The organism is Chryseobacterium sp. BIGb0232 (genome assembly GCF_024810195.1).
GTDB classification, from domain to species: Bacteria; Bacteroidota; Bacteroidia; order Flavobacteriales; family Weeksellaceae; genus Chryseobacterium; species Chryseobacterium pennae.
The window spans coordinates 145,851-160,281 of the sequence record NZ_JANUEH010000008.1 but is presented as its reverse complement, the minus strand read 5'-3'; the positions used below and the strand labels follow the sequence as shown (position 1 = coordinate 160,281).

The window sequence follows — 14,431 nt, the reverse complement described above, 5'->3', positions numbered from 1 at the left end:
CTTTTATTTTTTCATAAATTCAAGACGTCTGCTATTGTCATTGGCCCTTGCCTTGTTATATGGTAAATGTTTTTTCTAATTCTGGAAGAATTAATACCTTTAAAGAATCATACATTGAAATGAAAAAAATATCCCTTATTATAGGAGCTGTTCTTCTGTTAGCTATTGTTGTATTTTACAATTTTGGCGGTCTGGATGTCTATCTTCTCAATAAGATGAACCGTTCAGAATTGCCGGAAAAATATAGAAACTATCAGTATATTGACAGTACTAAATCCATTCGTTTCGGACATCATGAAATAAACCTGATGTGGAAAAGCTATACACGGATTCAACATGTTATAAGTTCGGAAGGAAACGTCATTATTGTAACCAACGAAATCCCGAAAGACAGGAACCGGAAAGAAGTAGAAGAAGATGGTTCGGTAGGAAGTACCCGTTTTTATATGGATTATCATTTTTATAAACTGGATAAAGATGGAAATATCAAAGACCGTTATACCTATAAAAGTACCCGGGAAAACTGGAACGAATTACTGTTTGGTGACTTTATTGTGAATTACGACAAAAAATATTACAGAACCTGGATAAAAGATGGAGATACAGTGCGAAAGCCAATGATCGTTCAGAATGAAGACCTGAAATGGAGCAGAGAAAAGCAGGATGTTGAATATCAGAAGATTACTGAAAATGCGGATGACTATTTAAGAGAATCAAAAAGCGGATCAGATCGTGTGACATATTATATGAACGGAAAATGGTATCAGCTGTTTATCAACAGAAAAGTTTCCGGAAAATATTCTATGACAAATCCCGGATATAATAACAGTCTTTTCGGAACTGATCCTTTTGGAGAAAGAAAACTGGATCCGGGTCGTTTTCCGAATATTATGCCTGTCTATTTTCAACGAAAAGTATTAGATAAATCTACCTCCAGTACATCAGGAGGAGCTATCAGTACGACTTCAAAAAGCTGGAATGGGGATTTGTATTGCCAACTTTTAGTAAAAGGTGACACCCTGAAATTTAAAAAAGCAATGTCCTTTAATGAAAATTTTACCACCGAAAAATTTTATAATACCAAAGGCGAAGACATACGGAAGCTTAAGGCCGAACTGGAAAAACAATACTTGCCTTATTTGTATTTTTCAGATAAAAACCTGAACTTCCAACTTTTTACGACTACTGAAAACAAACTGTATTTGATAAAACCTGTTCAATAACCTTTTATAGATATCATCAGAATCCTTTGAAAAAACTAATCAGCCATTTTAAATTCAGATTCATCCAGAGTTTCAGAATCCTCAACCTGAATCCCAAGGTAAGTATTCCTGTTTTACTTGTTTTGGGGACGCTCATCGCAGTAAGGTTGCCCAAAAATGAATACTATCCGGTTATATTCTTTATTCTCATAGCCCTTTTCCATAGTGAAAGGAAGGATATTCCTTTTCTGAAGAAAGTTTTTGTACAAAGCTGGCGATGGATTATCCTGCTGGAAACAGGTATGATGTATACAGCCTTGTTGTTCGGAAATGTCCATTATAAGATTGAAAAAACAGGAGTTGCTTTATATCTTCTGATTGTTGTACTGGCCTTTATTCCTCCAAGAACAAAACAGTGGCTGTCCCTGAACTGGAATTTTATTCCCAACATTCTGTTTGAATGGAAAAGCTTTCTGAGAAAAAACAGTTGGAGAGCAATACTGGGATTTATCATTATCATTCTTTCATCCTATCATCCACTTACCCTGATCTTTGCTGGTGTTTTCGCGTTGGATTTTATTTCTTTTATTTACCAGCCGCATGAGAGTAAGGAAATGCTCGAAATGTATTTTAAACAATATACGTTGAAGGAAAAAATAAGAAAGAATACTTTATTTTTCAATATGTTGCTTTTGCCGGTTTACTGTTCTTTTTTGATTTTAAATCCATATGAGAGTCTATATGTGGTGTATTACCTTGTCTTTATGAACCTCTATCTTCTGCTGAGCCTGGTCAGAAAATATAAAAATTATAACCATAAAAATAAAGACAGCGATTATAATATGGGTGTTTATTTAGAATACTTTTTGTGTAGTATGACAATAATTCCGGCTCTGTTCATGCTTAAATCAGGTATAAAAGCGGCTAATCAAAATATCAAAACATATGTTGGAAGTTAAAAATGTAAATGTTGAATTTAAGAATCAGAAAGTTTTAAACGATCTGAACCTTTCTATAGAAGAAGGCTGTATTTTGGGAATTCTCGGAAAAAATGGTGCAGGGAAGACTACATTATTTGAATCTTTATATCAAAGCCAGTCATTTTCAGGGAGTATTACCTGGAGAAATGAACGTTTAAAGCGGCAGCAGATCTCTTATCTTGAAACGGAAAATTATTTTTATCCTTATATAACAGGAGAGGAATATCTGTCTTATTTCTCTTCAAAAAAAGTAGATGAAATAAGAGAAATCATTGAAAAATTCAACCTTCCACTGAAAAAATATGTACAATACTATTCCAGTGGAATGAAGAAAAAATTGGCCCTCATCGGGATGCTGATGCTGAATAAGCCGATTAATATTCTGGATGAACCCTTCAACGGAGTAGATTTTGAGGGTGTTCATATCCTTTATGATATTATCAGGCAGTTAAAATCTGAAAATAAAGTGGTCCTGATAAGTTCCCATATTATTGAAACCCTTTTCCATACCTGTGATAAAATTGCATTGCTGCAAAACGGAAGTATTGAAGCTATTTACCATAAAGAAGAGTTCAGTCAGCTGAATACACTCAGATTTTAAAGCTGAAAATAAAAGTGGGAAACTAAATCTTCCGTTTCATTCTTCCTGTTTTAGATTATTTCATGAGCATTTTCCTGATAAATACCATAATTATAGCTAATATAATAGTCATAATGCTTGATCCAATGATATTTTCAATGCCGAAATGAGCAATCCAGAATCCACCCAATAAAGTTCCGGCGGTTACTGCAAAATTTCCACAGGAAGTAAAAATACTGTTGATAAATTCAGAAGACCCGGGAACTGAAGAGGTGACATTGATATTACTGATCAGAAAACCTCCCGAATGGATCAGGCCCCAGAATCCTATAATCCAGATCATAGGAACAAAAGAATTTCCGTAATAATAGATGAATAAGTGAATGACAGCCAAAAAAATCAGGAATATAAGAGTAGTCTGGAACGGAAACCGGCTCATATATTTTCCGGCAATTTTGTTTCCGAAAATGCCGACAACTCCAAACATAAACAACATAATACTGATTTGTTTTCCATTCATCTGAGTTATGTTTTTCAGAAAATCTGCCATATATCCATAGGTAGAATACATAGCAGCAATGGTAAAAAATGCTGTGCATAAACCAATCCATAAATAGCGACTGCGTAAAATATTAATATTGAAGGTGAGTGAAGCTTCTGTCTCTTTTTCAATGTCCGGTAATAAAAGCTGAACACCTGCCAGTGCCACCAAATTAATAAATGCCGTAAGCAGAAACGAAGACTGCCAGGAAAACAGATCAGACATTAAAGTAGCCAAAGGAACTCCCAATACAGTAGCCAGAGTAAGTCCGGAAAAAATAATACTTACAGCCCTTGATTTGTCGGTGGAGGCAGAAGCCTTTTCAGCAACAGACAGCGCAATGGACCAATAAACCGGATGAAAAAATGCAGGAATCATTCTGACAACCAATAATCCATAAAAATTCCCGATATAAGCAGAAATAATATTGGCTGTAGCAAAAATAAACAGTGATGCAATCAACAATCTTTTTCTTTTAAATGATGACAATGCCATCAGCATAAACGGACCAAAAAGAGCTACGATTAATGCAAAAGCACTCAGAAGCCAGCCTGCTTTTTCAATAGAAATATTGAAAGAAGAAGTAATTTCCGGTAATATTCCAATCACTCCGAATTCAGTCGTAGTAATTCCGAAAACACCAAGTGCAAGCACATAAAGATTTCTTTTCGATTTCATAATTTTTTTGTGCAAATTTGCAGAATAGACTATCAGAAAGCTATATACTTACTTTTTAGTTCTATACTTCCCTTTTTGAAAGGGTAACAATAAAAGAATAATTATGCCTCAGTTTTTCCACGATAAAAGATTGTATTATACCCCTATTGAATTTGCCTTAAGCCATATCGGCGGAACCTGGAAGATGCCTATTTTGTGGAGATTACAGGAGAAACCGCTTCGCTTCAGTGAACTGAAAAAGGATATTCCCCATATCACAGACAAAATGCTGACCAGCCAGCTTCGGGAACTGGAAAGCAAAGAAATGATCCATCGTGAAGTATATCCCGTTGTTCCGCCGAAGGTAGAATACAGTCTTACTGAGAAAGGGAAAAAAGCAATTCCAGTTATTGAAATCATCATGAGCTATGGTTATGATCTGATTCAGGATGCCGGCATTACTTTTCCACCCAAAGAATAAATGAGTTCTTCCTATTTATTTTCGTAATTAAAAATAGAGTATCTTTACTGGTAAAGATTTCTGATACATTCATTTTCAGAAATATAATTATTGTTACTAGAGCTCTTGTGCTTCTCTATACTTATTGTCTGTCCAGACATTTCTTTTCTGATTTCGTTTATCCATTATTCAAGGGATGCCCTGTGCTTAGATGAATACTTTTTCAGATTGTATTCCGTCAATAATTCTGATTTTTAACGATTCAACCCACAAAATTTAAAAATGAAAAATAATAATATTACAAAAAAACTCTATGTTATTACTGGAGGTCCGGGAGCTGGAAAAACCACATTAATCAACGAATTAAACCGTCTAGGATTTACAACCGCACCCGAAGAAGGACGTAGAATTATCAAAGAACAATTGCTATCTAATGGAGATGGGGTACCGTGGATCAATAAAGAGATTTTTGCCGGACTGATGTTTGATGCTTCTGTAAAAACTTTTAACGAAATGATGCCAATCTCCGGTATCCAACCTGTTTTTTTTGATCGTGGAATATTAGACACGATCGGTTATCTCAGGCTGGAAGGGATTCCTGTACCCAGGAAGATGGAAATAACAGCCCGTGAAATGGAGTATAACAAAAATGTCTTTATTCTCCCACCCTGGAAGGAAATCTATGAAAATGATTCCGAAAGAAAACAGACTCAAGAAGTGGCTGAACATACTTTTGAATGCATGTATGAAATTTATCGGGAGTATGGTTATAATGTTATTGAAATTCCCAGAGTAACAGTAGAGCAAAGAGTCAGGTTTGTTCTTAATGCCCTGTAAATCATAAGGTATTCATTGTTTTTTATAAACCGGCTTCTTTTTTTGTAACTTTGAGAGAGGTGCTAAATACATTTTAAAAATCGCAATATGAACCTGAGAACGATGCTTGAAGAAGATCTGAATACAGTTGTAAAACTGCTGGATCAGTTAGGATATCCCAATACCGGTGAATTTTTACCTCAAAAAATAAAAAAACTTTTAGAAAACCCTGATGAATATCTTATCGTTGCAGAAGATCAGGAAGGAAATGTTGTAGGGTTCATCTCCATTCATGTCATCCCGCAGATTGCTCTTAAGGGAGATTTTGCAAGAATAAGCTATTTCTCTGTTGATGAAAATTACCGGAGTTCAGGAATTGGAAGATTTTTAGAAGAATACTGCGAAAAAGTAGCCAGAGAACGCAATTGTGACAGGATTGAGCTGCACTGTAATTTCCAGAGAAAACAGGCACACCGGTTTTATGACAGGCAAGGATATACAGAATCTCCAAAATATCTGATGAAAAAACTATAATGTAATGACTTCTAAGATTGGAAAAGAATTAATACGCCTTGCAGAGCATGACATTGAAACAAGAGAAAAGCTGTCTGCGGAAGGAAAACTCGCAGGAGGGTATCATCCTGAGATGGAGCGTGTTCATAAAATCAATGCCAAAAGACTCCGGGAAATAATCAGTGATATAGGATATCCAACGATTTCAAAGGTAGGGGTAAAAGCCAGTGATGCTGCCTGGCTTATCATTCAGCATTCTATTGGTGAACCTGAGTTTATGAAGGCATATTATAAAATGATGGTGGAAAACAGCCATGATATTACCCAAAAAAATAAAGCCTATCTGTATGACCGGATTCAGGTTTTCCAGAGCAGACCTCAGAAATATGGTACCCAGCTTATGACCGACGGAATTCCTTATCCTGTGGAAGATAAAGAAAACCTGAACAGTGAACGGAAGAAAGTGGATCTGCCATCGTTATCAGAAAAAGAAATTAACCAAATTCCCGATCAGGAAAATATTCCGGAAATTGATAACAGGGATGAAGATTATACAGTCTGGAGAAGAAAGGTGGGCTGGATTTAAGAGGAATGTTTAAAATCAAGTGTTAAATGGTTTAAAAAACATAAGAATATCTGTGTCTTTAAAAGCTATATGAAAAAGAGCCTGATTTTTATTCAGACTCTTTGATTTAAAGATATAAATTAATACATTATCCTGTAATGCAACTGTACAAGTCCACTGTCAAATCTTTTACTGGAGAGCAGTTCTAAATTCTGACCGGGAATCTCATCCTTAAATAATTTTGTTCCCTTCCCTAAAATGGCAGGGATTACAGAAATTATTAATTCATCAAAAAGCTTGGCTTTTAAAAGTTCATTAACCACAAAACTACCACCATCACAGAAAATAGATTTCCCTTCTTCCTTTTTAAGAGTTCGAACCAGTTTGCTAAGGTCTCCGGTATAGAAGTGGAGATTACCAATAGACTGCCGTGTTTTTCTTGTGACGATATAGGAAGTTTTATCCTGATGCGGGAATTCCACGTTCTGAGAAAGGATCCAGTTGTAGGTTCTGTTTCCCATAATTACAGTGTCTGTCGTATTTGTAAATTCATGATATCCATAGTCTTCATCTTCCGTTTGTACCCGGCTGAGAAAACTGAGATCATCATTGGGACCAGCGATATAACCATCGAGTGAAGAAGAAATATATAAAACCAATTTTCTCATAATTTACTTAAACAAAATTGATATTAATACTCCAGACATATATAAACCAATCCCGTAAATAAGATGGGCCTGAAGACTTCGAAGTCTGGCAATATGAGGATTAGGCAGCTTAGAGGCCGCAATTCCAAAACCAAAAGCAGGCTGCATCATAAACCACGGTGCTAAGGTTGTGGCAAGACCAATAAAAATAGCAGGAAAAGCCGTAGGATGTACCAGCCAGCCCTGGCCCCAGAGTAAAAGTAAAATATAGGCAAATGCAATCCCAATGGAGTAGTGGGCCAGCCACCCGAGAGCTTTTTCTCCCGGGATAGGAGTGGCCTGTATAATATTAGGATGGCTGAATGTTCCATTTTTGAAATGCCCGATCCATCGCCCTACTATACGGTAGTCGAGGGAAGGAATATTCCAGAATTTCTTGATGATAAGAGCGTACACATCCATAAAGATGGTCGCTCCCACACCAAGTAACACCGCATTAATTAACACATTCATTGTTCTTCAGATTTATCTTAAACTGTTCAGTTTCTGCTCCAGTATCATTTCCGAAAGCACGCCTGAGCTTCGCCACACTTCTACATTGTTTTTTAATACCACAAATGTAGGAACTGATCTGATCCCGTATTTAACTGCTAATTCCTGGTTTTCGTCAACATCTACCTGCTGTACGTTCAGCCATTCATCCAGTTTCACTTTTAATGTATTCACTACAGGCATCATCATTTTACATGGGTAACACCATTCAGCATAAAACTGAAACAGCATTAGTGAATCTATTTCCTGTACGTTTTGGTTTCTCTCTGTCATTGTTCTAAAATTTATTGATACAAAATTAGAGTAGCCTGGTGGAGATTTGCTGACACAAATCAGAGTGAAAATGGTACAAATCAAAGATTTTAAAAAGAAAAGAAACTGAAGGGTGGGAGTTCTGATAGTTTTTAAAAACGATGGATGTATTTTGTTTTGAATGTGAGCTTTATCTTAATCTGTTATTCTTCTCATCATCATTTCCAGTGGCCCCTGTTTGAACTTTTTGCTCCATAGCTTACTGAAATACATACTGAGAATAAAAAATAGTCCGGAATACAGTAAAATATAGATTGGTTCCACAGTATTTTTCCTGCTCATAACATCCAAATAATGACTACCTTGCAGTAAAGACAATACAATAAGCCCGATGCTGAGATGAGATACATAATGAGTCAGCGTCATCTGGCCGGTTCTTGCCAGATCTATAGCCCAGGCTTTTTCGGAAATATATTGACTTACAAACATAAATCCTGTAATCAGCATCATTCCGAAACCAGTTGTATTCATGAGAAAAGGTAATACGGGTGGAATATAATCCGCATAGATAAATTCCCGGGTTTCAGTACTCAGATCCATAAATGTACTACCATAGCGAATACCTTCCACAAAAAGATAGAGAATAAGACCTGTCAGAAATACGTTTTGTTGCGTCTTCTTCAAAGTCCAGTCAAGTCTTCCCAGATAAAGTCCTGTCGCAAAATAGGCAAACCAAGGAAATATAGGATTCCAGCCGTTATAGAATGTGTTTCTGATGAATCCGGAAAACGTCCAGAAATCAGGATATTCAAGGGTCGTCAGATTCCAGCCTGTTTCAAACGGGATGACAAGCAGTAAAAAATGAAATATGATAATGGCCGTTGCAGCCGCAACCAGATAATATTTTTTATCCATGAACACAAGCAATGCACCAATACTCATATAGCCGCCATAAAGATGAAGAATATCTGCAGGCCACCAACAGCAAAACAATATTCCGAATACAAAAAGAAAAACGGCTCTTTTAAGAATGATGTGACGGAGTCTTTTCCTGTCTTCTAGGGTATATTCCCGAATTCTGTTCGTCATCAGAGCAACACCCATTCCTGCGAGGATCACAAATACAGTACTGGAATGTCCGCTGAAAAGTACCAGGAATTTCCCTGAAAGAGAATCATCATGATGATTTCCGAATACCATATTAAAATTGACAATAAACATCCCGAAAATAGCGTACGCCCGGGCCAGATCAAATCCGATAATTCTTTTTTTCATACTGCAGAATAATTTTGCAGCAAAAATCAAAATTAAGGCTTGGAATTCCTTTGATAAAAGTCAAAAAAATCAAGAATGACCGGAAGCAGGAAGCTAGGAGTAATTAAGGTCTTTGAGTTGGATCAGGAGCAAAAATTGGAAGTTAAGAGTAGAGCTAAAGCTATTATTGATAAAGCGAACTTCTTTATTCATCTTTAATGAATCTTAACTTGCTTAAAATTTTTATTTTCCTTACGATTTATCAAACGAAGTTTAGCCTCAGCACTTCCGTCTCCCATTTTATTACCTTTTTGCCCTTATCCTGCTTAATGTTTCCAGAGAAATACCCAGATAAGAAGCAATATGGGTAAGCTTCAGATGATGAAAATATTCCGGGGACTTTTTCATAAGCTGTTCATACCGTTCCGTAGCATTCAGAGAATGAAAATCAAAAAGCCTGTCTTCCAGCCACAGGATATATAGTTCTGTGAGTAGAATATCATATTCCATGAGTAGAGGGAATTGCTTCTTGATGGTTTCAAAAGCATTAAAATCTACAGATTCTACGGTTGTATCAGTCAGGCATTCGATAATTTCCCTGCTTGGTTTTTGATTGATATAACTTGTAAAGGAAATGGCAATATCATTTTTAAAGAAAAATTCAGTGGTAATTTCTTTTTTATCAGAATAAGTGAATTTTCGGGCAACCCCCTCAATGATCAGATAGCTTTTCCTGCACACCTTGCCTTGCTGTAACAGGATTTCACCTTTTTTAAACTGCTCTTTAGCAGTTATTTTTTCTAGAGCTTCAAGAGTTTCCCTGTCAAACCTGGAAATAAGGAACTGAATTTTCTCAATGTGTTCTGTCATAACTGAGTTTTTGTTCTTATCTTATTGTTTTTATGACAGAAGTTTCATGATTTCAGGAACGGTTTCCAATGTTTTTTTTCTGATGACTTCCTGAATAGCCTGCTCATTTTCAAAATCAGGATTTTCTACAAAAATAGTTTCCAATACAGAATATTGAGGCATTGTCACCAGATGTTTATTCCACGAAGCTGATTTTAATTTTTCCCAATATTCCTGTTGAACCTCTGCATTTTGTCCCATCAGCCACAACTCAAGCTGCATCTTTTTATGATTGAGAACAATACCGAAACGCAGCTTATGGTCACGGAGAGAAGAATCAAAAAACGGAAAATAAGTGTAGTCCATATAGCCTGGAGAAATATTTCCTACAGAAAATTTTTCTTTGAAATACTTTGAAAAATCAGCTTTCACCTTCATCATAAAACGCAGGAGGTACAGATAAACCTGGGGGATTTCTTCTTCATTAACTATTTTTTGATAGCTTTTTACAGATAAATTAATGTCTTTCATCGATTACAGGTTTTTTACAGATTCCGGTGATATTAAATTCCATTTAGCAAATAAGCTGAGATTTAATTTTTTAGCCAAAGCAATAGAGGCCGTATTGTCCAGCTGACAGCGGTATTGGGGTTCGTAGCCATCCTGTAATGCTGCTTTTGAAATCATCCGGACTGCCTGTTGAGCATAGCCTTTTCCCCGAAAATTATTTAATGTAATCACTCCAATATCCGAAAGTTGAGTGTCCTGCCATGGGTACATACTTGTTGCAGCAACCAGCTGATTCTCTTCAAAGATACCAAATGTTTTCCAATGATCGAGCTCCACAAAAGCTCCATCCAGATCTTCTTCCGTAGACAACGATTCAAAAGTTGAAAAAAGCTCAGCATCATGTTCGGTTAAAGGGCGTGTGTTTTCCAGTGAATGAAGATTTAAAATAGCCCTTTTTTCCTCTTCAGGGAAATAAAAAATATAATCTGCACCATAGAGAAAAATCTGTTTATCCTTTAAAATGTTCACAAACTTTTCAAAATCAAGCGTAGTAAGACTGATGTTTTTGAAATATTGTGCCACTTTAGAATTGATGATTGCCCAGTTGTTTCCGGATGGAAATTCCAGGGTCATGATCTGGCTGTCTTCTTCAAGATCATCATTGAGGAATAAGGTAAAAGTGGGATGGTCACAGAGAACTTCCCCCTGAAACTGATCTTTCCAGTATTCCTGAACAATGGGAGAGGTGATTTTAGTGGTGTACATTCTTTCTTTATTTAATGTTTATGGTTTTTACGATATTGAAGCGGAGTGACACCGGTTTGTTTCTTAAAAAAGCGTCCAAAATAGGAATCATCTGTAAAATTAAGATCCATGGCAATCATAGAAACTGTATCACTGGTTTGGATAAGCCTTGATTTGGCTTCCTGTATCAGCTGTTTCTGAATAAAATGGCTGGCAGGAAATCCGGTAACCTCCTTAATGACATCATTGAGATGATTAGGGTGTATATGCAGGAGCTCCGCGTAGTCCGCAACCTGTTTTTTCTCCATAAAATGCTGGTTCACCAGTAATTGAAACTGTGCAGCCAACTGGTCCTTTCTGGATAGAGAGAAGGCATCGGCAGAAGTTTGCTTATTGTAAATACGTTCAGACTCCAGAAGGATAACATTCAGAAACATACGGGTGAGAAGGTCATCATTAAAAGTAGTCTTTTGACATTTTTCACTGTTCAGCTTCCAGAAAAGATGCTCCATCATCAGGATTTCTCTTTCCGAAAGTTTGATGAACGGCTCCTGATTAGCCTGAAAGAAAGGAAACTGGTTGAGTTTGATCTGATGTTTAATACAAAGCAAAAAATAATCGGCATCAAACATGCAAAAAACACCCTTTACGTTATCACTCCAGCGTTCTATGGCATGAAGCTGATTTTCTCCAATAAAATAGAGGGTTCCAGGTAGAAAATGGTAGAGTTTATGGCCAATGCTTTCCTTTATTTCCCCTTCTGTAAGCAGAATAATACTGTAAAAATTTCGTCTTGTCTGCTTGCCTTCTACAGGTTTCTGACCTTTTTTAAGATCTTCCAGCTTAGCGATTTCCAAAAAACCATTTCCGTGGACATAAGTAATATTGTTACATTCTTCACAGAAAGTAGCAGGGGCATTCTTCAGATAAAATTCTTTGAAATCCTGTTCATTTCGTAGTTCTCTGATCTCAGCCTGTTTCATATTCTCATATTTTTTCCGAAGGTTATTCTGTTGCCATAAAGATAAGTACAGATCATGGTTTTCGTACAGCAAAGCATCTATGAATTAGATAGAAAATATAGATAAGGCAGCCATTTCCCAGAAGTGGCTGCCGGATTATATGATATTTGAAAAATAGTTACTGATCGTTTAGCAGCGGTCTCGGGTCAAATAATACCTTAAAGGAACGGATCTTTCCATCAATAATCTGATACCATCCTGAAGCCTCTACAGCTTTGTTTCCCATATCAATCGTATACCAAAGGCAAACATCTTCACCTGAAGTAAAGGTTTTAATAATCTGGTATTTAAGTTTCATTTGCTTCATTTCCTGCATGTAGACAGAAGCACCTTCTCTTGTTCCCAATACTCCGATAAATTTAAAATCAGCATCAAGAAAGCTTTCTGCCTGTTCAAAATTTTCATCATTTAAGTATTGGATAAACTGTTCCGCGATATTTTGGTTTGTATTACTCATTTAGATTGTTTTATAAAAACAAAATTAGCAGATAAGTATTGAACTGCTCTGTGACTATCGTCACAAAATGAATACAATTTTAATTTTTTTCAGCATTGATAATTATGACAGGAGGACGGTGTATATGCTGTTCAAAATCTGGACGGAGCTGTAACAGTTCCTTGTCTGGACTTGGTTCTTCCACGTTTTTTAAAAGAAATCCGGCTTTTAATACCGCGTTGATAACAGTACTTAATTGATGATGGTATTTCTCAACATTTTTTACAAACCAGTCCTGTTTTCTCCGGGTTTCCTCAGTATAGCGATTCACGAGCCAGTATTTTTCACCATTCCATTCTTTCCATGGTTGTAGTGCTGCAGTACAGACAGGATGCTCCATGGAAAATAAAAATTGTCCGTTATTCTTTAATCCATTGTATATTTTTTGAAAAAGAATAGTCAGATCTTCAATATAATGCAACGTCATGGAACTTATAACCAGATCATATCTATTATTGCCAAAATCAAAATCTTCCAGGGCAGAATGTACCCAGTCTACATTGGGAGAGGAGATTCTGCTTTGTGCCTCATGCAGCATTTTCTGTGAAATATCCAGCCCGGTTATCTGTTTAGGGTTTTGTTGTAATAAAGACTGGATCTGATGCCCAAGTCCACATCCCATATCCAGAATAGCTTTATTCTGAACAGGATGTAATAAGTTTTTCATTACCGGCTGTTCCAGTAATTCATTTAAACCCTTATCTCCATCACGGAGTGCCCTATATCCGGAAAAAAAGTCCGGATCATCATAAATATTCTGCTTCATAATCTTCCTTTTAAGTGTGTGACAGCACTGGAATGATCAAAGAATTTTTTTCAAAAACAGATTTTAATTCCGGCGTGACAAAAAGTTGTAAATCATCATCTTTCCATGGCCTGTACTGAAAATACCTTTGCTCCGGACTAAAGCCCAGTACCACTTCATCAAGCAGAATATCATCAAACGCTGCGATAACTTCAGAGAGATTTGTTTTTTCGGGGCTGAAAATCTCTAAAATATGCAGTGTTTTGTCCTGTATCTCAATCACAACCGCACAGTTAAGCTCTTCAATCAGGTAAACAGAATCTTTGTAGCCCATTTCCGGGTTAGCATAGCAGTAGAAGAAAGCAAGACCCTTACTTTTTGTGGGAAAGGCCGTATTTGAAACAGCATTTTCAACCAGATATTCAAATAATTTTAAATCAGCTTCCTGATCGAGTTCCAACTTTCTCTTTGTTGTTTTCTTTAAAAAATCAAGATTTTCAAAAGTCTGGAAGGCTTCAAATTCCTGTACCGGAATAAATCCGAATTTAGGATAAAAATCCAATACCGTTTCATTGGCAAAGAGAAATATTCCATCTGTCTTCCCTTTAAAATCATGTAGGATTTTCTCCATTAAAAAACGGCTCAGTCCTCTATTCTGATAGATTTCATCTGTCATTACGGTACCTAATTGAACCAGTTTTTTAGACTTTCCCTCAATATTACCATCAAATAAGCTTACCGTAGTATGGGAAACAATAGTATCACCGTCAAATAAAGAATATAAAATACAGCTGTCATCCCAAAATCCTGACTGATAATAGTTTTCAAAATTAAATTCCCAGACATTTTGAGTCAGGCGGTTAAATTCCAAGCGTAATTTTTCTTGGTCCTGATATTGAATATGTAAAGTGTAATTTTTGTTACTGATAGAAACGCTTTCTGTCTTCATTGTTCACGTATTTAAATAGTATTTCAGCCTAAGTTTCATTATATCTGTCTTAATTCACAATAGCTTGTTACAGTTTTTGAAGTTTGATAATGACAAC

20 protein-coding genes are annotated in these 14,431 nt (G+C 36.3%); 8 read left to right on the top strand and 12 right to left on the bottom strand.

Annotation, left to right across the window (positions count from 1 at the left end; all coding sequences use genetic code 11):
• Positions 1-119: 119 nt before the first annotated feature.
• The 3 genes from M2372_RS17645 to M2372_RS17635 are packed head-to-tail and all read left to right on the top strand — an operon-like array spanning position 120 to position 2,783.
• Positions 120-1,223, top strand: a complete 1,104-nt coding sequence (locus M2372_RS17645; RefSeq protein ID WP_148060756.1) for a hypothetical protein — start codon at positions 120-122, stop codon at positions 1,221-1,223.
• 26 nt (positions 1,224-1,249) lie between these two features.
• Complete coding sequence (locus tag M2372_RS17640; protein ID WP_123319511.1) at positions 1,250-2,161, top strand: hypothetical protein; 912 nt, start codon at positions 1,250-1,252, stop codon at positions 2,159-2,161.
• The gene (locus M2372_RS17635) at positions 2,148-2,783 is read left to right on the top strand and encodes an ATP-binding cassette domain-containing protein (RefSeq protein WP_123319510.1); all 636 of its coding nucleotides are present in this window, start codon (positions 2,148-2,150) and stop codon (positions 2,781-2,783) included. The genes M2372_RS17640 and M2372_RS17635 overlap by 14 nt, the downstream gene beginning before the upstream one ends.
• A 55-nt stretch (positions 2,784-2,838) precedes the next feature.
• On the opposite strand, the gene M2372_RS17630 is transcribed toward M2372_RS17635, so the two are convergent.
• On the bottom strand, positions 2,839-3,981 hold the full coding sequence (locus tag M2372_RS17630) for an MFS transporter (RefSeq protein WP_123319509.1): 1,143 nt from the start codon (positions 3,979-3,981) through the stop codon (positions 2,839-2,841).
• Between the two features lie 103 nt (positions 3,982-4,084).
• Here M2372_RS17630 and M2372_RS17625 point away from each other — a divergent pair, with 103 nt between their 5' ends.
• The 4 genes from M2372_RS17625 (at position 4,085) to M2372_RS17610 (ending at position 6,335) form a co-directional block, all read left to right on the top strand.
• Positions 4,085-4,441: a helix-turn-helix domain-containing protein gene (locus tag M2372_RS17625; RefSeq protein WP_123319508.1), complete on the top strand. Its 357-nt coding sequence runs from the start codon at positions 4,085-4,087 to the stop codon at positions 4,439-4,441.
• A gap of 261 nt (positions 4,442-4,702) precedes the next feature.
• The gene (locus tag M2372_RS17620) at positions 4,703-5,257 is read left to right on the top strand and encodes an AAA family ATPase (RefSeq protein WP_123319507.1); all 555 of its coding nucleotides are present in this window, start codon (positions 4,703-4,705) and stop codon (positions 5,255-5,257) included.
• Positions 5,258-5,344: 87 nt separating this feature from the next.
• Positions 5,345-5,770, top strand: coding sequence for a GNAT family N-acetyltransferase (locus tag M2372_RS17615; RefSeq protein WP_115973262.1), 426 nt, complete (start codon positions 5,345-5,347; stop codon positions 5,768-5,770).
• 4 nt (positions 5,771-5,774) lie between these two features.
• Positions 5,775-6,335 carry a DUF6624 domain-containing protein gene (locus tag M2372_RS17610; RefSeq protein ID WP_123319506.1) on the top strand — a complete coding sequence of 187 codons (561 nt, stop codon included), beginning with the start codon at positions 5,775-5,777 and terminating at the stop codon, positions 6,333-6,335.
• 119 nt (positions 6,336-6,454) lie between these two features.
• Here M2372_RS17610 and M2372_RS17605 read toward each other — a convergent pair whose 3' ends face one another.
• From M2372_RS17605 to M2372_RS17590, 4 genes are all read right to left on the bottom strand, one after another.
• Positions 6,455-6,982: a dihydrofolate reductase family protein gene (locus M2372_RS17605; RefSeq protein ID WP_123319505.1), complete on the bottom strand. Its 528-nt coding sequence runs from the start codon at positions 6,980-6,982 to the stop codon at positions 6,455-6,457.
• A 3-nt stretch (positions 6,983-6,985) separates the two neighbouring features.
• Entirely contained in the window at positions 6,986-7,474 is a 489-nt protein-coding gene (locus M2372_RS17600) for a DUF2938 domain-containing protein (protein ID WP_115973259.1), read from the bottom strand.
• A gap of 12 nt (positions 7,475-7,486) precedes the next feature.
• Positions 7,487-7,786, bottom strand: coding sequence for a co-chaperone YbbN (locus tag M2372_RS17595; protein ID WP_123319504.1), 300 nt, complete (start codon positions 7,784-7,786; stop codon positions 7,487-7,489).
• Between the two features lie 174 nt (positions 7,787-7,960).
• The gene (locus tag M2372_RS17590) at positions 7,961-9,040 is read right to left on the bottom strand and encodes a DUF418 domain-containing protein (protein WP_123319503.1); all 1,080 of its coding nucleotides are present in this window, start codon (positions 9,038-9,040) and stop codon (positions 7,961-7,963) included.
• Positions 9,041-9,115: 75 nt separating this feature from the next.
• On the opposite strand from M2372_RS17590, the gene M2372_RS17585 reads away from it, so the two are divergent.
• Complete coding sequence (locus M2372_RS17585; protein ID WP_259081121.1) at positions 9,116-9,238, top strand: hypothetical protein; 123 nt, start codon at positions 9,116-9,118, stop codon at positions 9,236-9,238.
• 84 nt (positions 9,239-9,322) lie between these two features.
• Here M2372_RS17585 and M2372_RS17580 read toward each other — a convergent pair whose 3' ends face one another.
• From M2372_RS17580 to M2372_RS17550, 7 genes are all read right to left on the bottom strand, one after another.
• A complete protein-coding gene (locus tag M2372_RS17580; protein WP_123319502.1) occupies positions 9,323-9,889 on the bottom strand; it encodes a Crp/Fnr family transcriptional regulator in 567 nt (188 codons plus the stop codon).
• 30 nt (positions 9,890-9,919) lie between these two features.
• Complete coding sequence (locus M2372_RS17575; RefSeq protein ID WP_123319501.1) at positions 9,920-10,399, bottom strand: DUF7000 family protein; 480 nt, start codon at positions 10,397-10,399, stop codon at positions 9,920-9,922.
• A gap of 3 nt (positions 10,400-10,402) precedes the next feature.
• Positions 10,403-11,143 carry a GNAT family N-acetyltransferase gene (locus M2372_RS17570; RefSeq protein WP_123319500.1) on the bottom strand — a complete coding sequence of 247 codons (741 nt, stop codon included), beginning with the start codon at positions 11,141-11,143 and terminating at the stop codon, positions 10,403-10,405.
• Positions 11,144-11,154: 11 nt separating this feature from the next.
• Positions 11,155-12,105, bottom strand: a complete 951-nt coding sequence (locus tag M2372_RS17565) for an AraC family transcriptional regulator (RefSeq protein WP_123320103.1) — start codon at positions 12,103-12,105, stop codon at positions 11,155-11,157.
• A 157-nt stretch (positions 12,106-12,262) separates the two neighbouring features.
• On the bottom strand, positions 12,263-12,601 hold the full coding sequence (locus M2372_RS17560) for a nuclear transport factor 2 family protein (RefSeq protein ID WP_123319499.1): 339 nt from the start codon (positions 12,599-12,601) through the stop codon (positions 12,263-12,265).
• 79 nt (positions 12,602-12,680) lie between these two features.
• The gene (locus M2372_RS17555; protein WP_123319498.1) at positions 12,681-13,406 is read right to left on the bottom strand and encodes a trans-aconitate 2-methyltransferase; all 726 of its coding nucleotides are present in this window, start codon (positions 13,404-13,406) and stop codon (positions 12,681-12,683) included.
• 10 nt (positions 13,407-13,416) lie between these two features.
• Positions 13,417-14,334: a GNAT family N-acetyltransferase gene (locus M2372_RS17550; protein ID WP_123319497.1), complete on the bottom strand. Its 918-nt coding sequence runs from the start codon at positions 14,332-14,334 to the stop codon at positions 13,417-13,419.
• Positions 14,335-14,431 lie beyond the last annotated feature (97 nt).